A 24,392-nucleotide genomic window follows, 5' to 3' on the forward strand; every position below is an offset into this window, starting at 1 on the left:
CGCGCCTACCCCTTGGCCGTGCTGTCTGCCGATGTGGGTTCGGCTTCCGAGAAACCGCCGCCGGGTTTATTCAGATCAACGACGACGCCATTGATCTGGGTGGGGCCGGAGGCGGTAAAATTGAATCGCGAGCCGAGGATGATCACAGTGCCATCCTTGCGCATGATGAACTTCGACGCGCCGCATTCGATGACGAACTCTTCGCCAACGATGATCTTCTTGAACTTCCCAACACTCTCCAGCGAGGTCTGCCCCACATTGGTGACCTTGCTGACCCCGATCTGCTCAACACGGGCGACGCCGACGCTGTCGGATTTGAAGGTGGAGACGATCGTGTTCATGATGCCGGGCAGCGGGAACAGGCTGGAGGCCGCGTCACCCACGCCTGTGCCTGATCCGGCAAGCGCCGTGCCCGCATCCGCCCGCGGGCTGGGGCCGGAGACGACGCCCTCGCGGGCCGAAAGCCCCCTTGCACCGAGGAAGCCGAGCGCAGAGGAGGCGAGCGAGGTTGCAAAGGCGGCAATGCCGGGCCCGCCACCGCCGGCAATCTGCGCGGCCTGGCTAAGAAGCCCCGCCGTCTGGCCGGACAGCGCCTGCACGCCCGCCATCGCCATCATTGCCATGGGGCCGGTGCCGCCGACCACCGTGTTCACCGAGCCGCCGATCTCGTGCTTCTGGTTGCCGGAGACTTCGACCGCCCGGTTGCCGCCGATGGAGGCCACCTCGTGCCGGTCGATCCGCTTGGTGCGGTCGTTCAGCACCCGGGTGGTCTGGTCCTTCTGGGCGTGGAAGAACTGATTTTCGCGGCCATTCTCATCCTCAAAACTGATCTCGTTAAAGCCCTGGCCCTTGTGGGTGTTGGAGCGCAACACCATGCGCGTCTTGTTGGCCGGAAGGTCATACGGCACGGCATTGGCGGGGTTGGGCACCACGCCAATGACAAGCGGGCGGTCGGGATTGCCATCCACGAAGGCCACCATCACCTCCATGCCGATGCGCGGGATGACCTGTGCTCCCCAGGTGCCGCCGCCCCAGCTTTGCGCCACCCGCACCCAGCAGGTATCTGAGCCATCCTTCTTGGCCTTCCGGTCCCACGGAAACCAAAGCTTGATGCGGCCATATTGATCCGGATGGATTTCCTCGCCTTGCGGTCCGGCGACGATAGCAACCTGCGTACCCTCGATCACAGGTCGCTTGGTTTCCCGGTGTGGGGTCAGCGAAACGCGCGACGGCAGCGCTTCGAACGTGTTGGTGTATTCCGGCATGTCGGGTGCCGCCTCATAGGAGCGATCCACCACCTCATGCTTGATGGAGATGATGACGTGCTCTTCGTAACTGTGATCGGGATGCGCCACCTCATAGGGTGTGAACCGGCGGCCCGCCTCCAGAATGCGTGAGGTGGAGCCGCCGGTGACCCGCTCATGATCGGCTTCGGTCGCCTGAACACGCAGCTTCTCCGCCCGCTCGGCCTCTTCCACCGAGGAGATGCGCGCCGGATATTCGTAAAGCTCGCGCTTGATGGCATCCGGCATCTGGATCAGCGACGGCGTCATCGTGCCCGGCACCATTGACGGTGTCTCGAAATTCCAGTCGGCGCCGGCCCGCTGGCCGGGCACGTAGGAGAAGCGCCGCTGCCATTCGTTGATGTGGTTGCGGTCGGACGAGCCTTGTGCCAGCCGCACCCGCCCCTCGCCTTGCGCGGATGGCGATGGGCCCAGCCAGCCGGAGGCGCCGTCCGCCACATGCAGCTTGTGGCGACCATCCTCATGGCTGAACCAGTAGAACAACCCGTCTTCCTCGAACCGGCGTGTGAGGTAATCCAGATCCGTTTCGTTGAACTGCACGCTGTAATGACGCACCGGCGGCGGCGTCACCACGCCCGATGTATCAGCAGCAGGAATGCCGTGTTCGGACAAAAGCGTGTTGAGGATGTCGATCGAGGTCTTATCCATCCAGATGCGGCAGTCCGACCGGCGCGACAGCAGCCACATCTGCGGCCGCAGCACCATGGAATAGGCACGAAGCCCGCGCGTGATCGGCGGCCCCTCGTTCAGCTCCGTCACCAGCCCGTTGAAGGGGCGGCGCACGGCAGAACCTTCCTCGCCACCACCCTGGGAAATCTCCAGCGATACATCCATCAGCCGGCCGATCAGCTCTTCCGGCTTCACCTGCGGCTTCTTGGAGCGGGCAGAAACCTTGATCTCGAACAGACGGTTCACCCCCTCCTCAATCACCACTCGCTCCGGCAGCAGCTGATCCTCACCGAGCGGCGAGACGATCTTCAAGACGCGGCTCGCCTGGATGAAATCCGATGCAGATGGCTGGTCGTTCATGAGATCCTCACCTCGGTTCAGTTTTGATGGAGCTTCGGATTGGTCTTCAATTGGCCTGACAGTTGGCGAAAGAATGCGTCCAGCATCTTGAAGTTGGCGTCCTCGGAGGCCTGTCGATATCCAGCCACCAGCGCCTCCCGCTTCGCCTTGCCAGCGTCGCTTTCGTAGAAATCCGACAGTGCCTTCAGATCGTCCGGCGCGAGATTGGCAAGCATCAGAGCGAGGCGATTTTTTTCCTGCGCTCTAGCGACATCCTTCGGCAGTGGTTTTTCATTGCTGGTGCGGGCGCGCAAAGTCTTAAGAACGCCCGCCATTTGTTGGTTGAGCGTGTCCAGGGACATGTCGCGCAATTCTGCGGCGCTGGAATTGGTGAAGGTTTCCAGGGCCACATACATGACCTGCCCGGTAAACGCCGTTTCGCCCGCCAAGTCCGGAGACGCCATCGCCTCTACCAGCCTTGCGATCCGCGCGCCGCTTTCACCGTCCGTCAGATGGGATTTCACTTCAGGTGTCAGTCCCTCGCCCGAGATGGCGGCTGTCTGCCCTCCATAGGCCTTGCTGGCCTTTGCGAAAGCCTGGGCGGCTTTTGCGAAGGCCGTGCTGTCAGCGGCGATAGTCCCGCCCGTGCCCAAGTCTTCCGAGAGGCGCTCCTCGATTGCGTCAGCCTTGAAGGAAGCCGCGACCGCCTTCTCCAGCAGTGGCTTGAGGTCAGACACACCCCGCACACCATCCGCTTGAGCGGCTTGAGCGGCGCCTTCCACCAGCGTGGGCACAGCTTGAAGGCGGCTGTGGATCTGTTCGATCTGCAAGAGAGACTGGTCCACGGAGGCGGGATCCGCTCTGGCCGCAGACCCAGCGGACAGGCAAAATGCGGAGGCGAGGACGACGCCCGCGAGACGATTCCCCAGTCCTGCAAAAGGCTGCTTGCCTAGCATGTGAGGCCAATTCCCTGTCACGTCAGATCATCCGGACATCAGTCAACTGGCGGGGACGCGCTTCCGTCGCCAGACGGTTGATGATCTGCTCGGCCTTGACCATCTGCGTCATGCTGGTCGGGTCGATCAGCAGTTTTTCGGCAAAATTCTGCTGCGGATAGAATTGGCCGTTGCCGGTCGCCATGCTGAGCTTGTTGATGCGGTCGCGAATGCCGGAACCGATATTGTTGTATTCGATCTTCTGCCCAGGCTCGAAAGGCTGGAATGGTCGCCCGGTGTAACGCGGGGCCGTTGCCTTGGGATAATCCGTCGCGGACGGCATCTGCGCGATGGATTTCCGGCTGTATTCAACATCACGGCCCATGCCTGCGACAGTGTCGCCGCCGGTTGCGGGTGCGTAGGTTACGAGCTGATCGGAGTCCAGGACAGCCGCCATGTAAAAAAGCAGCTCCATTTTCTGTGCAAGACGTTGCTCGTCGATGCGATTGCCCGATGGCGGATTGCAGAAAGGAATGGATGCCGCCAGATCTGCCACCTTGGCTTTATCGCTTTCCGAAATAGAGCTGTCATCGCGCACGCCTTTCAGCAGTTCATGCAAACAACTGCCACTGCGCTTAATGAAATCGCTGATGCGCGTCATGTAATTGACGGATGTAGGTGCCGACGCGATAGAGGTGCTGGCGACTAATCGTTCGGAAGCAGTTTTTACATGCTCGCCGGCGATCTTCTTCGCCTGATCAAGCACACCGCCCAGAGCGAACATAACGGTCTTGTTGCCGGATGCGGCATGGACCATTTCGAAAGTACGATTGAGGTTGTTGTTGCAGATGACGTTGAGCATCGCGCGACCAGCGAGAACACGCACTGACGTCGTCGCAAATGCAGCCATCATGATACTGCCCGTCAGGATCGAGGCGCCGAACACGAAAAGTTCGGCAAGAGCACGATCACGCTCACCCTGAGCCTTCGTTTCGCGATTGAAGTTATCAACGGCGGCATCGTAAGCGCGCACGTAAGGGCTGCCGACATTTACCTCCCACCGCGATTTGATATCGTCGATGTCGATCATGATATTGTTCAGGCGTTCTTTCGCGGAAGACATGATCTTTCTCCGTTGTCCAAAGCGGGAGGATTCTCCCGGTCGTCTTTGCAAAGAGCGGATCGATCGCGTGTCCGCAAAACCGCAATGCGACCGATCATCTGAAAAGCGGCGCCGGCCGAAGCCGGCACCACCCTGGGAGAAAGCGTCAGGCCGCCTTCGTGGTCGCAAGATCGTACGACGCAATCATCGGCGACTGCGGCGACTGGTTCTCGTCGAACGGGGTGTACTTCACTTCCATCTTGGTGAAGTTCAGCTTGATGGTTTCCACCGGGCGATCGCCGTTGGAATCGATCGAATAGCTGGCGAGCAGCGTGTTTGTCAGCGTGTATTCGATATAGGTTTCACCCGGGTTGCCCGTGGTGACCATATGAATGGTCGCACGTTTGCCAGTGCGGCCGGAGCAAGCTTCCTGGAAAAGCTTCGTCGAGGAGGAATCGCTCACCTTGGTGAGGATCACTTCCGAAACGGTTGGCTCCGATGCTTCGCGGTTTGCCGCAGAACCTGCGGACGTATTCATGTTGCGGGAAACATTCCAGTGGATGGCCTCGATATCCATCCATTTGCGATGCTGCTCATGGGTAGCGTCACCCTGAATTCCATCGATCTGCAGGTAAATCGGCATGCGTCAGCTCTCCTGTGCAATTTTTGGTTTGCTGTTTACGGCACGTCGGCACGGCGTCGTGCTCCTCCCCTGGCGCGCTTGCGAACCGGGGCTTCTTCATCCGGAGAGCCTGCCGATGCAGCCTCCGCGGATTCCGGGATGGCATCACGGCTCTGCGTTTCCACACGGAAACCGGATCCGTCATGCCTGATATCGATACGCTCGATCCTCTTGCGGTGTGTGAGCGTTTCCAGAAGTGATGACGAAAGGACCGGCATCAGATCCCGCATGATCATCACTTCGATGGCGCGCGCGCCCATCTCGCTATGGCGGGCTTTTGCAGCCAGTGCAGAGCGCGCTTCGGAAGCGATCACCAGATCGGCACCATAGGTGTCTCGAACCCGGTCGCGTATGCGCTCAAGATGGATGTCAACGATGCCGAGCAGGCTCTCGCTACCGAGCGGCATGAAAGGCAAAATAGTCGTGCGGCCTAGGAAGGCAGGCTTGAACTGCTTCTGAAGTTCGGGGAGCAGAAGGGCCTCAAGCGCCTCACCTTCCGGCATTGTGTCGGGATCAGCGGCCAGCGAAGCCAGAAGTTCCGATCCCGTATTCGCTGTCATGAAGATGGTGGTGTTGCGGAAATCGATGTCGCGTCCTTCTCCATCGCGCAACGTTCCCTTATCGAAGACCTGATAGAAGATCTCCTGGACGCCGGGATGTGCCTTGTCGATCTCGTCCAGCAACAACACGCCGTAAGGCCGCCGCCGCACCGCCTCCGTCAAAACACCGCCCTCACCATAGCCGACATAGCCCGGCGGCGAGCCGAGGAGCATGGAAATCTTATGCTCCTCCTTGAACTCCGACATGTTGATGGTCGTCATATGCTGGTTGCCGCCATAGAGCATGTCTGCAACGGAGAGCGCCGTCTCCGTCTTGCCCGTGCCGGACATTCCCACCAGAAGAAATACCGCAGGCGGTCGATTGGGATCAGAAAGGCCTGCGCGCGCGGCCCGCATCGCATTGGCGATCCGGGATAGAGCAGCTTCCTGCCCAAGCACTCGACGCTTCAACTGATCGTCAAGCGATCTGACCGCATCGATATGATCTGACAGAAGCTTGCCAACCGGGATGCCGGTCCAGCGCGAAACCACAGCCGCCACCACGTCGCGATCCACGACACGCGAAACAAGGGGCTCATCTCCGGCGATTTCGCCAAGGCTCTTCTCGATCTGGCGAAGCGCGATCACTGGGGAATCCGATGATCGCAAGGAGGCCTGCAATGTCGTGATTTTAGCACCCGCCTCCTCGTCGGCCTCCCGTTCGACAGGCGCGGGAATGTCCTCATCGGCAGCGAGAAGATGTTCCAGCCGATCAGCCTCAGAAGACAGACGCAATTCCGCCTCGAGCTTTGTCTCCAGATGTGAAATTTCCGCTTCGATAACCTCAATGTTTCGGGCGATTGAGGAGAGGCGTTCATCACGATCATCGGCGCCATGCTCGGATTTCAGCCAAGTCTCCTCCGCCTCTAGGAGTTCCAGTTCTCGGCGACGGTCATCAAGAGCGCCAGGCGTCGCTTGCCGGGATAGGGCCACAAAAGCTGCGGCAGTGTCGAGAACGCTGATGGCCTTATCGGGTAGCTGGCGAGCGGGAATGTAGCGGGCCGTCAATTCAACTGAGGCCCGTATCGCCTCGTCCCGAATACGAACGCCATGATGCTTTTTCAGACCATTGGCTATTCCGCGAACCATCTGGATCGCTGTTGCCTCGTCAGGCTCCAGAACTTGCACTGTCTGGAAGCGCCTCGTCAAAGCCGCATCTTTTTCGATGAAGCGCTTGTATTCGCTCCATGTGGTGGCGGCGATGGTTCGCAACTCTCCCCGCGCAAGCGCCGGCTTCAGAATGTTGGCTGCGTCACCCTGCCCGGGCGCGCTACCCGCGCCTATAAGCCCGTGGGCTTCATCGATAAAAACAATGATCGGTTCAGGTGAGTTCTTCACCGCGTCCACGACGCCGTGAAGACGCCGCTCGAATTCACCCTTAACCCCCGCGCCCGCCTGCAACAGCGTAAGATCCAGCGAAAGAAGGCGAACATCGCGGAGACGCTCCGGCACTTCGCCCGCGGCAATCCCTATGGCAAAGGCTTCAACGACGGCCGTTTTTCCAACGCCGGGCTCGCCGACCAGAATTGGGTTGTTCTGGCGTCTACGCATGAGAATATCAATGACTTGGCGAAGCTCTCGCTGACGGCCGATCACGGCATCCAGCTTGCCATGGCGCGCCTCGGCCGTCATGTCACGCGTGTAGAGGCGCAGAAATTCGTTCGTACCAGCCGTACTGGGCGGCACACTTGCGACCTTATCTTCGGCACCCTCGCTATGCGCATCCCGTGCAGCATCGACGCGCGTACGGTCGGCACGCAACAGAGCTGGGACTGTGCCGCGGACATAGGCGCGGAGGGTACTATCCTCCAGCATCGCCACCACGATATCGCCGAGATGGATCGCGTTTCGCCCCGCTTGAAGAGAGCTCAGCAGCCAAGCCTCGCGACAAAGAGCCAGCACATTCTGCGAAAGCACCAAGGAAGCACCATCGCCTCGACCAAGCTCCGCAATCGATGCATCGAGCTCTCGGCGCATGGCTTCCTGATCGACCCCGAAATTGACAAGCGCTGACGTGGCGTCTGCACTATCCAGCAGACCTCGCAACCAGTGTACGACGTCCACGCTCTGGTGTTGAAGGCGCGCAGCGATAGAGGCACCTGTCTCAAGACCGACACGCAAAGAAGGGCCGAGGCGGCCTACGAGGCGGTCAAGATCGATGTATGGCATACGAAAAACTCCGTCCTCTTCGAAGTCGTAATTCCACGCATTGGTTGCGCCGATAGAGCTAGGGCGGCCTCGATCAGAAGTCCAGAGAAAAAAGCGACCATCACTCAACTTTAGAGCAAATCTAAATTTGACGCAGTTTTGTCACATTTTTTGGATCTTGATTATAAGTCACACTCCTCCATTTATGGTGTCGAATGACATCTAATCTGTCCATGCACGGAGACGGAGCTGAGATGAATATCGAAACTTTAGCGGACCCCATTAGTTCAATTCAGCCATGCGGCGAAAACATCAGAATTAATACTTCATACAAGGATGTATATTTTAAAATTAAAGACGCCAGAGGTATGGCTAGAGCTTCTGAGCGTGCGGTTACACCGGGTGAAAATATTGGCACTTCTCCTTTGTGGCAGGAGGTTAACAATCTTGGATTGCAGATTTTTGCTTCTTTTGGCAAGGATATCGAGGTGCTTGCCTGGCTGACGGAGGCGCAACTGAGGCTCGAAGGCTACCGTGGTTTGCGCAACATGTATCGGGTGACGGTGTCGCTTTTAGAACAATACTTCGAGGAGCTGCATTCGATCGGCGAAGAGGACGACGAAGAAAGATTTGCGCCGCTGGCAGGTCTCAACGGCGTTGGCAGCGAAGGGACACTGATTCAGGCTATCCGTCTGACTTCACTGGTACCAGGCGCAAAATATGGCCAGCACACGCTTTGGGATTTCCAGGTGTCGCAACGTCCGGGTGAGGAGCGTAAACGAGAGGCGCTGGAGAATGCCATCGCAGATGCGAATGTCGCTCACATTGCAGAACATCTGAACGTTCTGATGGAGTGCATTTCGCTGTTCGACCGAATCACAGAAATACTTAGCGAGCGCTGCGGGGACAGCGCGCCCCCCAGCTCCAATACACGCAATGTTTTGCATGAAGCGCTGACGGCACTGCGTTTTCTGTCCAAAATTCCTGAGAATGAGGCGATCTCCGCAAGTTCAGCGCAGGCCGCAGCTCCAAGTTCTGAAAATGCGGATGCTCCTGATAGCGGGAGCAATGGGGCTATCGCCATGACCCGTCGACAGGCGGCGGAGCAGATTTCCTCTCGAGAGGAAGCCTTCGACATTCTTCAGGCGGTCGCCCGCTACTTCCGAAAAGCAGAGCCCCATTCCCCCATGTCGATGTCGATCGAAACGCTGGTCCGTCGCGGTCGGATGGATTTTTCGGAGCTGCTGACGGAGTTGCTGCCCGATGCCCACCAACGGCAGGCGGTGCTGACTGCAGCAGGCATTCGGTCCGGGGCAGACACCAGTTGATGTCATTGAAAACTTCAGAAGGCGCAAGGCGCCACAGCTGAACACTTTCACCAATGAGTATGCCAGACGCCAACAAGGAGACGTTCAATGGCAAGCGTACATGAAAAGTTGGAGCGAGTTCGCAAACCGAGAGTCCACATCAAGTATGAGGTGGAAACCGAAGGTGCGATGGTAGTCAAGGAGCTTCCTTTCGTTGTGGGAGTGCTGGGGGATTTTTCCGGCAATCCCACTCAGCCTCTCAAGCCTTTTGGGGAACGCAAGTTCGTCCAGATCGACCGCGATAACTTCGACGATGTCATGCGGCGCATGACGCCAGGCCTGCAGCTCTCCGTCGAGAACACCCTTCAGAACGATGGAAGCATGATGAATGTTTCCCTGAAGTTCGAAAAAATGGAGGACTTCGAACCCGGCGCGATTGTGGAGCAGGTACCGGCTTTGAAAGCGCTGCTGGATGCGCGCAACGAGCTGCGGGATCTCATGAGCAAGGCCGATCGTTCCGAGGAACTGGAGCGCCTGCTGGAGGACATTCTTCAGAACAAGGGCGACCTGGCCAAGCTTGTTGCGCAGCTTGGCGAAAAGAAATCCGCCACGAACTGACCACTGACAGCCGCCCGGATACCCTGACCCTATCAGGTGACCTGGAATTGAGAGCGCGAGACGATCGGCTCGCCGCCACTGGAAGGATCGAGACATGAGTGCTGATACACAGGTACAGCTTAAAGAGCTTGCGGGCATTGAGGAGGAAGATCTGCTGTCCAAGGTGGTTGCCGCCACTCGTCAGACAGAACCGGACCGCGCCCAAAATCTTCTGCGCACACTGACAGACCAGGCGCTGAAGGGCACGGTTTCCTACGACCGCAACCTGACCATCACCCTGAACAAGGCGATCGCCGAAATCGACAAGGCAATCTCCTCGCAGCTTGCGGCGATCATGCACACACCGGAGTTCGTCAAGCTAGAAGGCGCATGGCGCGGCCTGAACTATCTGGTCAAGAACACCGAGACGAGCGTCAACCTGAAGATCCGCGTCCTGAACGCATCCAAGCGGGACATCTCCAGGGACCTCGCCAAGGCCGTGGAGTTCGATCAGTCCCGATTGTTCAAGTCGGTCTATGAAGACGAATTCGGCACACCCGGCGGTGAGCCGATGGGTGCCCTTATCGGCGACTACGAGTTCGACAATTCGTTCGAGGACGTGCAACTGCTTCAGGGCGTTTCCATGATTGCCGCTGCGTCCTTCGCGCCGTTCATTTCAGCTGCCAGCCCGCACATGTTCGGCTTCGAGAATTTCACTGAACTTGCAAAGCCGCGTGATCTCGAAAAGATCTTCGAAACGGTGGAATATGCGAAATGGCGGAGCTTCCGCGACAGCGATGACTCACGCTTTGTCACGCTTGCCATGCCCCGCGTTCTCTCTCGTATGCCGTATGGTCCTAAGACCATTCCGGTGGACCAGTTCAACTATGATGAGACTGGCGGATCGGAGACAGGTGAACTAACGCACGATTCCTATTGCTGGATGAACGCTGCCTACGTCCTTGGGACGCGACTGACGGATGCATTCGCCAAGAGCGGCTGGTGCACAGCCATCCGCGGCGCTGAAAATGGCGGCAAGGTCGAGAACCTGCCGATGCACATCTTCTCCAGCGACGATGGCGACCAGGATCTGAAATGCCCGACGGAAGTCGGCATCACCGATCGCCGCGACGCCGAACTCGGCAAGCTCGGCTTTTTGCCGCTCTGCCATTATAAGAACACTGACTACGCGGTCTTCTTCGGTGCACAAACGGCACACAAACCGAAGATCTATGACCGCCCGGAAGCGACTGCCAATGCGGCCGTCTCGGCCCGCCTGCCTTACATGATGGCGACCTCTCGCTTTGCCCACTATCTCAAGGTGATGGGACGCGACAAGATCGGCTCCTTCATGGAAGCAAAAGATTGCGAAGCCTGGCTCAACCGCTGGATTTCCAACTATGTCAACGCCAATGACGAGGCAGGCGAAGAATCTCGAGCGAAGTATCCGCTTCGCGATGCGAAGGTGACCGTGCAGGAAATTCCGGGCAGGCCCGGCTCCTATAATGCCGTCGCCTGGATGCGCCCATGGCTGCAGATGGAAGAACTGACCACCTCGCTGCGAATGGTGGCGCGTATTCCTTCCAAGAACTGATGTCACTGGAGGGGCGGCCTTAAACCGTCCCTCCACGGCCAATTGTTTCGCGAGCACAGCCATGCTGGACAGTCCGACCGACGCACGGAGACTGGCAGATCGCCTGATCTGCCTGATCGACGAGGCACTGAACACACAGCTGAACGTTATCATTCACCACGCCGAATTCCAGGCGATGGAGGCGCGCTGGCGCGGTCTTGCCATGCTGGTGCGGCGGTCGTCTCACAGTCGCGATGTCAAGATTAAGCTGCTCAGCGTCGGATGGAGAGAACTCGCCCGCTCGCTGGAGCGCGCCGCCGATTTCGACCAGAGCCACCTGTTCGAACTGATCTACAGTCGCGAATTCGGCATGCCGGGAGGTGAACCCTTCGGCCTCCTGCTAGGGGATTTCAACTTCTCTCCCACCGAGCCGGAAGAGGCTGACGCCGTCAGCAGTCTCTCGCATATCTCCACGGTTGCGGCGGCAGCCTTTTGCCCCTTCATCGCGGGCGCTACTCCTTATTCTGTCGGGCTGCAGGATTTTTCCGAACTGAACCGCATCCAGGATTTCTCCTGGCTCTCGACAGATCCGCAGCGGCTGCGCTGGAACAGTCTGCGCGCCAGCGACGACGCGCGCTTCGTAGGCCTCGTCGCGCCGCGGGTGTTGATGCGTCAACCGATGAAGCCAAATGACCGCAATCGCTGCGATCCATTTCCGTTCCGGGAACGCATTGCTGCCGATGGCAGCACCCTCCTTTGGGGCAATGGCGCCTTTGCATTTGCAGCCGTGATCATCCGCAATTTCATCGAGACCGGCTGGTTTGCGGACATCAGGGGTGTGACGCAGGATGCTGCCGATGGCGGTCTGCTCTCCTATGACGAGCTTTCGCCGCTGGAACTTGGTATTGAAAGCGAAAACCTTGGCGCACAGCCACCGGTCGAGGTGCGTCTTTCCAGCTATCATGAGCAACTCCTGAGTGAACTGGGGATCATCCCGATCGGCGTGACCTACCTGACCGCCAATGCCATCTTCAATTCCAACCCGTCGCTGCACTCGCCCTCCCGCTACACCAACGACAGTGCACGGCAGAATGCGCGGCTGGCCGCGATGCTGCAATATGTTCTATGCGCCTCACGCTTCAGCCATTACCTCAAGGTCATCATGCGCGACGAGATCGGCAAGCTCACCGATGCGCAAAGCCTGGAGAGACGCCTGGATGGATGGCTGACCGGCTACACCCTCGGCAATGACGATGCGGACTTGTCACTGCGCACGCGTTATCCGCTTCGTTCGGCGGGCATTTCCGTCTCCGAGCTGCCCGGCAAGCCTGGCAGTTTCGCCTGTACCGTCCGTTTGCAGCCGCATTTCCAGCTCGATGACATCTCGACGAGCTTCCACCTGATTGCCGAAACGAACCCCGAAGGCGTGTCCCGGTCGGCAGGCCCAGACAGACGCGAAAGGATCCCCGCATGACCCTGTTCGAAGACATTTCCAGCCTGCTGCGCAAGAGCCATCTTCACGAGGCGAGCGAACTTGCCAAGGCAAAACTGAAAAGCAATCCGTCCGACGTGGACGCGCGTCATCTCTATATCGACCTCCTCATTCTGGCGGGAGACTACGAGCGGGCCGACAATCAGTGCGGCATTGCGGCGACACTGGAACCGCAGGCGGTGATGGGTTTCGCGCATTTGCGCAATCAATTGCGGGGCATGGCGGCGCGTGCCGCATGGTTTGAGCATGGCGCTGCTCCGGACTTTCCGGAGGGACCGACAGATCTGGACAAACTGGCACTGAAGCTCGGCGTCTCCCATCGCGAGGGAGATCGCGATGCCACCGTTGGCGCGCTGGCGGCGCTGGAGGCAGAGCGCGGGCCGCAAGCAATGCGGTGGAAGGGCCATGATATCGCGGATCTTCGCGATCTCGATGACCGCACGCCGCACGCGCTGGAAGTGGTGATGTCGGGAGGTGCCTATCTTTGGATCGATTTTTCCCGCATCGCCGCGTTGTCGATCGATCCCATCAGCCGCCCGCGCGATCTCGCTTTCCGTCCTGCGCAATTGACGCTGGTGGACGGGGCAGTCGCACCTGTTTTGCTGCCCGCCATCTACTACGGCACGGATCCGCAGAGTGAAAACCTACGACTGGGCCAGGCGACGGACTGGGTCGAGGAACCGACCGGCATCACGACCGGGCGCGGACAGCGCTGCTTTCTCGCCGGCGACGACCTGGTGTCGTTGGATGAAATCCAGCAGCTGCAGGGTGTGTCGCCGCAAGCGCAGGCCATTGCTTTGAGGCGCGCCCATGGCTGATCCGCTTGACAGTTACCGTCCTCGCGAAAGACAGCTGGCCCGCTCGGTTCTCGACAGGCTTCTGGATGACGCGCCCTACAGCCCGGCGGACCCGCCGGTGAGCTATGTCACGCAGGTGCGGGAAATGCGCGAAGCCATCCGCCGCGACTTGGAAATGCTGCTCAACACGCGGCGCTGCATCCGATCCCCGGCATCGGAACTGCGCGAACTTCAGGACTCCTTGCAGACCTACGGTGTCGATGCGGGCGTATCCGTCAATCTGATGACTGACGAGGCCAAGCTTTCGCTTGCCCGCTCCATCGAACGCAGCATCAGCCGCTTCGAAACCCGGCTCTCCAATGTACAGGTGACGATCCTGAAAAGTCGGAGTGTGACGGAGCGAGCACTCCGAATGCGCATAGAAGCGACCTTCCGTCTGCACGATGGCATGCCGCCAATCAGCTTCGAGTCGACCATCGACCCATCGACGCAGCGGTTCCATGTGGAGGGCGGTGATGGCTGAAGGTTTTCTGGCGCGCTATAACGAGGAGCTGGCGGCGCTCAGGCAGCGGGCCAGCCGTTTTGCCGAGAGCTTTCCCAAGATCGCCGGGCGCCTGCGCATGACTGGCGAAGTGGTGGACGATCCACATGTGGAACGTCTCATTCAGAGCTTTGCCTATTCGGCCGCCCGCGTGCGCCAGAAGCTGGATGACGAGTTTCCCGAGCTGACCGACAGCATGCTGGAGACGCTCTATCCGCATTACCTGGCGCCCCTCCCCTCCATGTCTGTTGTCCAGTTTGAGCCGTCAAAGACGCTTGCCGGCGAACAGCGCATTCCACGGCACACGGAAATCCTCACCGAAGCGATCGGTGGAGAAAGCTGCCGTTTCCGCACCACTCAGGACGTCAATATTGCCCCGGTCGAACTGGCGGAGGCGAAACTGATGGGACAGCCGATCGATGCGCCGGCTAGCCCCTTTGGTGGTGTGACGGGTTGCCTGAGGCTTTCTGTGCGCAGCCTTGATCCGCGTCGCTCGCTTTCCAGCATCGGCCTTTCCGGCTTGACCTTCCACATTACCGCGCCCTGGCAGCAGGCGATCTCCATCCATGAACTTCTGTGCAATCACACGGTCGGGATCGCTCTCGCCCGCCATTCCGGAGATACCGCTCCGCTATACCTCCGACCCTCGCAATTAAGACCGCTCGGCTTTGATGCCTCGCAATCCATGCTGCCTTACCCGGCACCCAGTTTCGAAGGATACCGGCTGCTGACCGAGTTCTTCGCGCTTCCGCAGAAATACCTCTTCTTCCAAATCGACGGACTGCAAAACTGGCGGGAAGACGTGCTGGAGATCTTTGTCTATCTGGAGCAGGCGAACCCGAAGCTGGAGCGAACGGTTTCGAAGCAGGACTTTGCCCTGCATGCCACGCCGGTGGTCAACCTGTTTCGCCGGTCCTGCGAACCTGTCGCCATCGATGGCGCTCGCACGGAATACCGGCTGGTGGCGGACGCCCGGCGCCAAAAGACCCGGGAAATCTACGGCGTCGAACGGGTCGTGCTGACCGATGCGCGCGGCCAGCAGGAAACGAGCCGCCCGTTTTTCGGCCAGTCGCATCGCACGGAGGCGACTACCACCTTCTGGCAGACCTATCGCCGCTTCGAGGAAGAGGATGGTACGAGCGACACGGACATCGCCTTTATCGACCGGCATCGCCGCTATGCCAGCCCGGTCGGTACGGTCGCCAGCATCGAGGCGCTTTGCCTCAACCGGGAGCTCCCGGAACAATTGCCCTTCGGCGGCGGACACCCCCATCTTCAGCTAGCATCCGGCCACGAGGCGGTTGGAGCTGCGAAAGCGCTCATCCCGCCGACATCGTCGGTCCGCATGAACGACCAGCAAGGCCGAAGCTGGCGTCTGATCTCGCATCTGCTGCTCAACCACCTTTCGCTGACCGATGGAAACGGCGGCGCGCTGAAGGACATTCTCTCGCTCTACGCCTTCCGTGACAGTCCGGAGACACGCCAGTTTGCAGAAGCGATCATTAGCGTCGATGCGCAGCCTTCGCTCGCCCGCATGCCGCAAGGAAGCATGGTGCCGGGAACAGATATCACCATCACTTTCGATCCGAACGTGATCGACGATGCAGCTGCCTATCTGTTCGCGAGCGTGCTGGATCGCTTCCTGGGCCTCTATACCTCGATCAACAGTTTTACGCGCCTAACCGCGCGGATGCGGGGGAAGAACGAACCCATTGCCCGGTGGCCCGCACGGGCTGCCGAACGGCCGTTGCTGTAGGAGGAGATGCAATTGGATCTTCGCTCCTCACATCAACAATCCGACGCGCTACTCGATCTTCTCGAAAGCGATCCGGGCCGTTTCGAGCCGACGACAGCGCTGCGCATCGCGCAGTCTGCAGACCCTTCAACGCTCGACATCGTCGCCCCCATCGGCGTCGCACCAGTCGCGGTTGCTGTCAGCGGCTATATCAGATCCGGCAAGCGCGCCAAAATACGCAGCCTGTTCGCCAACCTCACGGGTCCGGTAGGGTCGCTTCCACAATCTTACAATGAACTGATCATGCGCGAGGAGCGGCAGCGCTCGCGCTCGCTTGCGGCGTTCTTCGATGTTTTCAATGGCAGGATCAGCGAGCTGTTTGCAGACGCCACCGAGAAATATCGCCTGGCCCGGTGGCTGCGTTGGCAAGGCAGCCACCGAGACAACGGGTTCCTGCGCGCATTGTTTTCGCTTGGGGGCCTCGGAACGCGACGGCTGGTGGACCGGGCGGGCATCACACCGGATCTGACCTTGCGATTTTCCGGCTATTTTTCCAGCCGGAACCGCCACGCCAGCGGCCTTCGCGCCATGCTTCAGGAGGTCACCGGAGCACCGGTCGAGATCCAGCAATTTCGTCCGAGGTGGCTCAGCATGCCCGCGGCAGAGAAAAGTCGGATCGGGCAGCCGCGGGGACTTCAGCTGGGTGTCAACGCCACTGCCGGCGACAAGTTGAAGGATCTGACGGGAAGCTTCCGGATCGTGATCGGACCGGTTGCCTACGGCGACTACATGCGGCTTTCCCCCGATAGCGCTTCGATGAAGGAAATCACCGCGCTGACCCGGCTTTATGTGGGCGCAGCACTGGACTTCGATATCCAGGTCATCCTTCGCAAGGAAGATATTCCCGTTTGCCAGCTGGGCAGGGCCGGCGACCCGCCGAGGCTTGGTTGGAACAGTTGGGCGCGGACGGCACCGGCCGCAGCCGATAGCGGTGATGCGGTGATTCAGGCAGCGACCGTGGAGCGGCAAGACCGGGAGGTGACGCATGCGTCTTGAACTGTTGCCTTCCGCAGGCAGTTCACTGTCGCGGCCGCCTGCTACCCGATGGATGCTGGAGCGTGGCCGCCGGACAATCGGTCGTGCCGACGATTGCGACTGGCGGCTGCCGCAGGACCAGCGGTCGATCTCCAAGCTTCACTGCATCATCGAGCGCAAGGGCAATGCCTTTATTCTGGAAGACCGAAGCTCGAACGGTTCGCTCGTGGATGGCAAGCTGCTGCGGGATGGCGCGACCGTCACGCTGCGCAACGACAGTCAGGTGCAACTGGGCAGCCTGAGCTTCGACGTGAGAATCAGTGGCGCTGCGGCCTTCGAGGAGCCCGATGCCGACGACAGCCTTGCCATCAGCAATGAGACGCTCACCATATCCTCAATCCTGGCCGATATCGTTCCTGCGGGCCATGTCGCGACAGGCGTTGCCGGACCGCGTGAAGCGGATGATCCGCTCGCCTTCAGCGTCAAATCGAGGACGAGCCCCCTGTCGTCGCGTAACGTCCAGATCGGCTGGAACGGACCACCGACACCAGAAACCATCAGCAAGGTCATTCCGGATGACTGGTACGGCGAAGCCGATATCCAGCTTGCCCATAGTCTTGAACACAGTACGGCCACCCGCGTTTCCGTGCATGTCGGTTCCGCCACCAGAACAGAGGCCCCAAACCTCTCCCCGAAGGACGCTCCTCTGCCTTTCGAGGAAGACATCGCACCGGACGCAAGCATAGGCGGCTTATCCAGAGAGACGGAGCGGCTGCTTCACCAGCTGGAGCTTGCCCTGGAACAGGGCGCTGAACTGTTGGGCGTGAAGCTCAATTCGACGGGAGACGATCCGTTTTCTCAGCGAGCCGGCGCGCAGTCCCCCACCGACCGTGTCGCGTCTCTTCTCTCGAAGCAGCGCCAGATGAATGCGGCGCTGGAGGGACTCATTCACAACAGCGCCAGGACATTCGATCCGACGATAATTGAGGCGCGCGTTGACGCCGCCCAGAAGAAGCACATCGCCTGGCTGCGCGAAGCGGCCTACTGGCGGGCCTATCGCGCCCAGTTCGACCAAAACGGACGAAGGCTATCGGTCGCCAATCTCTTGGTGAGTGGTAGCAGCAGCAAGCGGACGGATGCGACAGGGCCAAGAGCAGATGACCTTGAAGAAGGAAACAAGCTGAATGAGGTATGAGAACCGCGTGGCCTGGAGCGAGGGAATGTTCCTCCGGGTCCAGCACTTTCAGCAGGCGGACCGCTGGACCGAAAGGCTGGTGGGCACGACGCTGCGCACGCTTTCGCCCTACCCCTGGGGCATTTCCGAAATGGTCATAGACCGAAGTGCACTAGCCATCGGGCGCTTCGCGGTCACCACCCTCAGGGGCATCCTGCCGGATGGAACGCCGTTCGAGGCGCCTGTTGACTGCGACCTTCCACCGCCGCTGGACCTTGATGAATCGATCAAGAACGCAGTCGTCTATCTGGCCCTGCCGACGCGCCAGCCGGGACGCGCGGACGTTGCTTTGAATGGTGGCGCAGCGCTCCATCAGGTGCGCCACGTGGCCTCTCCCTATGAGGCGCCGGACGCCAATGTCGAGACAGATTTTATGGCGCCAATCGAGGTCGGCCGCCTCAATCTGCGTTATCTCAAGACCGGGGATGAACTGGCGGGTTTCGATCTGATCGGGCTGGCGCGCGTGATCGAGGTCCGCTCCGACAAGGCGGTCATTCTCGACCCTGACTACATTGCCCCAAGCCTGAATTGCGCAGCCGAAAGCCGGCTGGAGGAGTTGGCCAAGGAGCTGCTCGGTATCGTCCGGCACCGGGCGGAAGCCATCGCGGACCGGATTGGCGACCCCACCATCCGGGGTACGGCGGAAGTGGGCGACTACTTCCTGCTGCAGATCCTTAATCGGGCCGATCCGCTACTGAAACATCTGGTGGCCAACGCGACGCGCATCCACCCGATCAGCTTTTATGAACTATGCCTTCAGCTGGCTGGCGAGTTGGCGACCTTTACCACCGAGCGGAAACGCGCGACCGATTTTCCGCCCTATCGTCATGACGATTTGAAGGCGACCTTTGCAGCCGTGTTCGACGACCTCAGGGCTTCGCTCTCCGCGGTTCTGGAGCAGTCGGCTGTCGCGATCGAACTGGCGGAGCGCCGCCACGGTGTGCGGGTCGGCACGATCCACGACCGCACGCTGCTCAAGGATGCGGGCTTCGTTCTCGCCATCCGCGCCGATATGCCGGCGGAGGAAATCCGCCGAAAGCTTCCGGCCCAGATCAAGGTCGGGCCGGTGGAGCGTATCGCCGAACTCGTCAATGTCGCGCTGCCCGGCATTCCGGTCCGGCCCCTGCCTGTTTTGCCGCGGCAGCTGCCCTACCGGTCCGGTACCATCTATTTCGAACTCGATACGCAGAACCCCTTGTGGAAGCAACTCGACACCTCGGGCGCCATCGCTCTGCATCTTTCCGGCGATTTCCGCGGTCTTGAGATGGAACTGTGGGCCTTGAGAGAATGAGCAACGACGCATCATCCTGGCAGAACCTGCCCACCATTGTTGAGCTCAACGAGAATGGCGTGAACAAGCGCCGGACGGCGAGCCAGATCTCGGATCTTCTGGACGACATCATCGCGCCGCCCGGAGAAGGCGACCGCAATGCCGCACAGGACGCCTCCTCGGGCTGGTCGACGGAAAAGCTGGTGCGGGATTTTCACTTCGGCGGTCAGGAGGTACCGACGCTGGTGCGCTCCGCAGCGCCTCTGCTCAATCTTTCCCATGCCATTCGCCACACGCAGGCACAGCCCGATATCGAGGAATTGCGACGGGTCGCGGTGACCGCCGTCAATCGCTATGAGCGCGATTTAAGCGCCGCCCGGATCAGCCCGGAACGCGCCCGCGCGGCGCATTATATCGTCTGTGCCACACTGGATGATGTTGTGTTGAGCAAGCCCTGGGGCGTCTCCGCCGGCTGGGCGCGTTCCGGTCTTGTCTCCACCTTCCACATGGATGTCACCGGCGGCGAACGCGTCTTCGACCTCTTGGATCACTTTCACCAGACACCCGGCTCGGCCAAAGACATCCTGCTGCTGATCTATCTCTGCCTGTCCCTCGCCTTCGAGGGACGCATGAGGGTCTCGCCGCGCGGAACGCTGGAGCTGGGGCGCATCCGCGACAGCCTCTACAAGACGCTTCTCGCCCAATACGGCATTTTCGAGCGGGAGCTTTCACCCCATTGGAAAGGCGTGTCGGCACGCCACAAGCCGCTGAAGACCGCCGCTGCCCTGTGGACGGTCCTATCCATCCTCGCGTTGATCTTCGCCCTCGGCTACCTGTTCTTCACCTTCTCGCTGAACGGCATTTCGGATGGTACCTTCAGCCGTCTTGCGAGCCTCCCGCCAAACCAGTCACCCAGTGTCGAACTGACGATACCGCCGGTCCCCCAAACCGCACCGGTCGAGACCGTCAAGAAGCCCGATCGGGTCCCTGAAACGCCACCGGTCGAACCACCAAAGCCGACGCCATTGCAGAACTTCCTCGCCTTCCTCCAGCCGGAGGTGGAGAAGAACCTGGTCTCGCTCTCCGACGCCAATGGCCGCCTCAGGATCCGCATCAACAACTCAGGACTTTTCGAAGTCGGCAGCGCCGAGGTGAAGGACCAGTTTCGCGGCCTGCTGGAACGGATCGGCGGCGCGCTGGCCAACGAGCAGTTCCGCGCCGTGGTCGTCGGCTATACCGATAATACCCCGATCCGGACGGTGCAGTTCCCCTCGAACTGGCACCTTTCGGAGGCGCGTGCCAAAGCGGTCGGGGACATTCTCACCGCCTATACCGGGCAGGACGCCATCCTGACGGAAGGCCGCGCCGACAGCGATCCGATCGCGCGGAACGATACGCCGGAAGGTCGCGAGAAGAACCGAAGGACCGAGATCCTCGTGCTGACAGATCCCAAGCAGCGCCTCAACGATGCCGGCATCACCGCCCCTGCCGTCCGTTCTGAAGAAAAGCCTGCGACCTCTGACAATCCGGGTGCATCACGATGAATCCGCTTAGTCTTTTCTATTCTCTCCGCTCCTATGTCGAAGCCTATGCCGGCCTGATCGGGCGCCGCTTCATTTCGGTGATCTGGGTCGTCGCACTGTGTGTCGTCATCTGGTTCTACGGCTATCTTCTGGCCTTCGGCCAATACAAGCCGCTCGCCCCGGCCAGCACGCGAATGATGGTGATCGCGGCGATCATTCTTGCATGGATCGGCTATCTCATCTTTGTCGTGATCCGCAGCCGCAAGCGCGAGGAAGCGCTGGTGGAAGGGCTCGAGCAAAGCGCACAGGATCAGGCTGCCGCCAGCCAGAAGGCGGAAGTCAGCGAAATTCACGCCAGGCTGAAGGACGCCCTGCACCTGCTGCGCCGCGTCACGCGCAAGCGGTTCGGCTACATGTACGAACTGCCATGGTATGTCATCTTTGGCGCACCGGGCTCCGGCAAGACGACCGCGCTCACCAATTCGGGTCTAAGCTTTCCTTTGGGCGACGCCCTCGGCGGCAATGCCGTGCAAGGCATTGGCGGCACACGAAACTGCAATTGGTGGTTCACGGATGAAGCCATCCTGATCGATACCGCCGGACGCTATACGACACAGGATGACCTGAACGGCGCGGCCAAGGCCGGTTGGGAAGGCTTTCTCGGTCTGTTGCGCAAGTATCGCCGCTCTCAGCCGATCAACGGCGCGCTGATCACGCTCTCGATCGGCGATCTCCTCAGCCGCGATCCGGAAGCGCAGCGGGAAGAAGTGCGCATCATCCGGCAGCGGCTGGCGGAACTCGACCAGCTGTTGCAGGTGCGCGTGCCGGTCTATCTCGTCCTGACCAAGGCGGACCTGCTGACGGGCTTCGTCGAATTCTTCGACGGCTTCAACAAGAGCGACCGGGAGCAGGTCTGGGGGATGACCTTCGGCCTTGACGAGAGCGACAAGGCCGCCACACTGCCGGAACGTTTTGCGGAAGAATTCACCCTTTTGCAGGAGCGGGTGGGTGCGATGCTGCTGGAGCGCCTTCAGCAGGAACCGAACTCGGAAATCCGCGGCCGCATTTTCCGTTTCCCCGCACAGCTGGCGGCTCTGAAGGAAAGCCTGACGGAGATCGTGACTGAACTCTGTGCCGGAAACAAGCTGATGGAGCCGCCCCTCGTGCGCGGCCTCTACTTTGCCTCAGGAACGCAGACAGATGTCATCGAGGCCGATGCGTCTGTTCCCCGCCCCCGTCGTAGCTATTTCCTGACCCGCCTGTTCAAGGAGGTCATCTTCGAGGAGGCGTCGCTCGTCGTCCGCGACAAGCGTCTCACCCGGCGGCAGTTGATCCTGCGGCGCAGCACCTATGCTCTCGCCAGTCTCGTCGTCGTCTTTGTTCTCGTCAGCTGGATCGCCACCTATTTCCAGAACGCACAGGCTCTGGCCAACGCCGAGCGGCGGCTCGATGCCTATGAGCAGCAGGTTCGCGGCATTCCGGTGCAGAAGGTCAGCGATACCGATTTTCTGCGCATTCTTCCCGCGCTCGATAACCTCGCTGCCATTTCGACGGACTTCGACCAGACCCGCAAATGGCCGGTCAGCTTTGGGCTCGACCAACAGGGCAAGGTGGAAGGACGCCAACGCGACGCCTACCAGCGGGCGCTGAACGCATTGCTGCTTCCGCGCCTGATGGTGCAGCTGCAAAAGCAGATGGAGACGGTGCAAGACCCGCAGAAGACCTTCAACGCCTTGAAATTCTACGGGATGCTCGGCGGCATCGGCACCATGAACCCGGACTTTGCGGGCCAGCAGGCAGAGGACATGTTCGCGTCGCTTCTGCCGGGCGATGCGCGTTCGGCAGCCCGCAACGCCCTTGTTCGTCATACCGTTGCGATGACGCGCGGCGTCATCCCACCGATCGAACTCGACAACCGTTTGATGATCGAGACGCGAGCGAAGATCCGAGATATCGGCGTTGCCACCCGCGCCTTCGAGATCCTCCAAAACTATCCCGAGGCGAGGCTGATACCGTCATGGACACCCAGTAGCGCGCTTGGTCCTTTGGGCGAACAGGCCTTCCGGCGCGCAACCGGCGCACCCTTGCGGGATGGCGTGCCGGGTGTCTTTACCTCGGACGGCTTTCGAAAGATTGTCTCTGCCAAGCTGGACGATGCAGCCCGCGAGGCCATTGCGGAAGAATGGGTGCGGGGGGTGGCCAATCCGGCGGAGACGACCGTCAGCCAGGTCAGCCAGGCGGCGCTGCAACTTTACCTGACCGAGTTCGAGCGCCGCTGGCAGACGATCCTGACCGACCTTCGCGTCAGGCCTTCGCAAACGATTGCCGAGGCGGCGGAAACCATGCGCATCCTGTCCGCCGACCCCAATCCGGTTGAAGGTCTGGTGCGATCCGTCGCAAGTGCGACGGACCTGCGGCCGTCAGCGGAGGATGCGACGGTAACGCTGGCGACGAGCAGACCAAACGCGCTGGTCACCGCGGACCTCAGCACCCTGCCTGATCCCTATGCGAAGCTGCGCGAATTGCTTCAGCCGAACCAGACGGCCGCCATCTCGCCTGCAAACCCGCAGGCGGCGGAGAGGCAAATGCCGCCTCTGAAGCAGCTGATCGGAAGCCTGCAGAAGCTGCGTGAACAGCTTTCGCGTGCGTCCACCTCCTCGGCAGCCATTGCCAAGGTCTTCGACGTCGACAGCCAGCTGACGAGTGCCAATCAGGATCTGCTCCAGCAGGCCCGGCAGATGCCGGCGCCGCTCGATACCTGGATGGCCGGCGTTGCCGCCGACATCGGTTCCTTGGCGGTGAGGTCTGCAAGGGCCCGCATCAATGATGCCTGGGCTGCCGACGCGGCCAACTATTGCTCAAGCGTGGTCAGCAACCGCTATCCGTTCGACCGCGAGGCCGCAACGGATGTGGCCATGAGTGACTTCGTCCGTCTCTTCGGCCCGGACGGATTGATGAGAACCTTCTTCAAGGAAAAGCTGGAGCCGTTCGTGGACACCAATGCCTCTCCCTGGGGATGGAAGGGCACATTCGGCGCGCCGAGCATCCCGAGCGAAGCCGTGGCGCAGTTCGAAAAGGCGGATCAGATAACCCGCGCCTTCTTCCCCAATGGCGCCAAGCAGGCCAAGGTGTCGATCAATATTACGCCGGTTTCGCTCAGCGACTCCGCTAACGCCGTGATGCTTGAACTGGCCGGTGAAAAGCTGGTCTATTTCCATGGACCCGTGCTGTCGAAGTCGATCACCTGGCCGCCGACACAGACCAGCAACAGTTCGCGGCTCGCCTTCCAACCGGGAGGCTGGCAGCAGGCACTGACCACGACCGGTGACTGGTCCCCCTTCAGGCTGTTCGACAACGCCAAGATCCGCCAGGGCGACAAGAACGATCTGTTTCGTGCGAGCTTCGAACGCGGCGGCGAGACGGCGGAGTTCGATGTGCAGTTCGGCTCAGTCTTGAACCCATTCCGGCTGGAGGCGCTCAGCCGCTTCTCCTGCCCAAGGCAGTTCTGAC

17 protein-coding genes are annotated in these 24,392 nt (G+C 60.4%); 12 read left to right on the plus strand and 5 right to left on the minus strand.

All coding sequences use genetic code 11. The features are described 5' to 3' along the window. Positions 1-5: 5 nt before the first annotated feature. From tssI to tssH, 5 genes are all read right to left on the minus strand, one after another. A complete protein-coding gene (tssI, locus tag Q2T52_RS13390) occupies positions 6-2,333 on the minus strand; it encodes a type VI secretion system tip protein TssI/VgrG (RefSeq protein WP_302077234.1) in 2,328 nt (775 codons plus the stop codon). Between the two features lie 17 nt (positions 2,334-2,350). Beyond that, on the minus strand, positions 2,351-3,157 hold the full coding sequence (locus Q2T52_RS13395; protein ID WP_302077235.1) for a hypothetical protein: 807 nt from the start codon (positions 3,155-3,157) through the stop codon (positions 2,351-2,353). A 133-nt stretch (positions 3,158-3,290) separates the two neighbouring features. Beyond that, positions 3,291-4,370, minus strand: coding sequence for a hypothetical protein (locus tag Q2T52_RS13400; protein WP_302077236.1), 1,080 nt, complete (start codon positions 4,368-4,370; stop codon positions 3,291-3,293). Positions 4,371-4,515: 145 nt separating this feature from the next. Then, positions 4,516-4,992 (minus strand): Hcp family type VI secretion system effector, encoded by a 477-nt coding sequence (locus Q2T52_RS13405; protein ID WP_302077237.1) that lies wholly within the window; start codon positions 4,990-4,992, stop codon positions 4,516-4,518. A gap of 35 nt (positions 4,993-5,027) precedes the next feature. After that, positions 5,028-7,799 (minus strand): type VI secretion system ATPase TssH, encoded by a 2,772-nt coding sequence (gene tssH, locus Q2T52_RS13410; RefSeq protein ID WP_302077238.1) that lies wholly within the window; start codon positions 7,797-7,799, stop codon positions 5,028-5,030. 233 nt (positions 7,800-8,032) lie between these two features. Here tssH and tssA point away from each other — a divergent pair, with 233 nt between their 5' ends. The 12 genes from tssA (at position 8,033) to tssM (ending at position 24,391) form a co-directional block, all read left to right on the plus strand. Beyond that, positions 8,033-9,106, plus strand: a complete 1,074-nt coding sequence (gene tssA, locus Q2T52_RS13415) for a type VI secretion system protein TssA (protein WP_302077239.1) — start codon at positions 8,033-8,035, stop codon at positions 9,104-9,106. 87 nt (positions 9,107-9,193) lie between these two features. Then, positions 9,194-9,703, plus strand: coding sequence for a type VI secretion system contractile sheath small subunit (tssB, locus tag Q2T52_RS13420; protein ID WP_302077240.1), 510 nt, complete (start codon positions 9,194-9,196; stop codon positions 9,701-9,703). A gap of 94 nt (positions 9,704-9,797) precedes the next feature. Next, positions 9,798-11,276 (plus strand): type VI secretion system contractile sheath large subunit, encoded by a 1,479-nt coding sequence (tssC, locus tag Q2T52_RS13425; protein WP_302077241.1) that lies wholly within the window; start codon positions 9,798-9,800, stop codon positions 11,274-11,276. A 61-nt stretch (positions 11,277-11,337) separates the two neighbouring features. Next, entirely contained in the window at positions 11,338-12,729 is a 1,392-nt protein-coding gene (gene tssC / locus Q2T52_RS13430) for a type VI secretion system contractile sheath large subunit (RefSeq protein WP_302077242.1), read from the plus strand. Beyond that, complete coding sequence (locus Q2T52_RS13435) at positions 12,726-13,565, plus strand: type VI secretion system accessory protein TagJ (RefSeq protein WP_302077243.1); 840 nt, start codon at positions 12,726-12,728, stop codon at positions 13,563-13,565. The genes tssC (Q2T52_RS13430) and Q2T52_RS13435 overlap by 4 nt, the downstream gene beginning before the upstream one ends. Beyond that, the gene (gene tssE, locus Q2T52_RS13440) at positions 13,558-14,067 is read left to right on the plus strand and encodes a type VI secretion system baseplate subunit TssE (RefSeq protein WP_302077244.1); all 510 of its coding nucleotides are present in this window, start codon (positions 13,558-13,560) and stop codon (positions 14,065-14,067) included. Before Q2T52_RS13435 ends, tssE begins: the two co-directional genes overlap by 8 nt. Then, positions 14,060-15,841 carry a type VI secretion system baseplate subunit TssF gene (tssF, locus tag Q2T52_RS13445; protein WP_302077245.1) on the plus strand — a complete coding sequence of 594 codons (1,782 nt, stop codon included), beginning with the start codon at positions 14,060-14,062 and terminating at the stop codon, positions 15,839-15,841. The genes tssE and tssF overlap by 8 nt, the downstream gene beginning before the upstream one ends. A 12-nt stretch (positions 15,842-15,853) precedes the next feature. After that, a complete protein-coding gene (tssG, locus tag Q2T52_RS13450) occupies positions 15,854-16,876 on the plus strand; it encodes a type VI secretion system baseplate subunit TssG (RefSeq protein ID WP_436799533.1) in 1,023 nt (340 codons plus the stop codon). Beyond that, positions 16,866-18,050 carry an FHA domain-containing protein gene (locus Q2T52_RS13455; protein WP_302077247.1) on the plus strand — a complete coding sequence of 395 codons (1,185 nt, stop codon included), beginning with the start codon at positions 16,866-16,868 and terminating at the stop codon, positions 18,048-18,050. Before tssG ends, Q2T52_RS13455 begins: the two co-directional genes overlap by 11 nt. Beyond that, complete coding sequence (tssK, locus tag Q2T52_RS13460) at positions 18,040-19,380, plus strand: type VI secretion system baseplate subunit TssK (protein ID WP_302077248.1); 1,341 nt, start codon at positions 18,040-18,042, stop codon at positions 19,378-19,380. The genes Q2T52_RS13455 and tssK overlap by 11 nt, the downstream gene beginning before the upstream one ends. Then, entirely contained in the window at positions 19,377-20,903 is a 1,527-nt protein-coding gene (gene tssL / locus Q2T52_RS13465) for a type VI secretion system protein TssL, long form (protein ID WP_302077249.1), read from the plus strand. The genes tssK and tssL overlap by 4 nt, the downstream gene beginning before the upstream one ends. Further along, positions 20,900-24,391: a type VI secretion system membrane subunit TssM gene (gene tssM / locus Q2T52_RS13470; RefSeq protein WP_302077250.1), complete on the plus strand. Its 3,492-nt coding sequence runs from the start codon at positions 20,900-20,902 to the stop codon at positions 24,389-24,391. The genes tssL and tssM overlap by 4 nt, the downstream gene beginning before the upstream one ends. Position 24,392 lies beyond the last annotated feature (1 nt).

The organism is Rhizobium oryzicola (assembly GCF_030504645.1).
GTDB lineage: Bacteria > Pseudomonadota > Alphaproteobacteria > Rhizobiales > Rhizobiaceae > Neorhizobium > Neorhizobium oryzicola.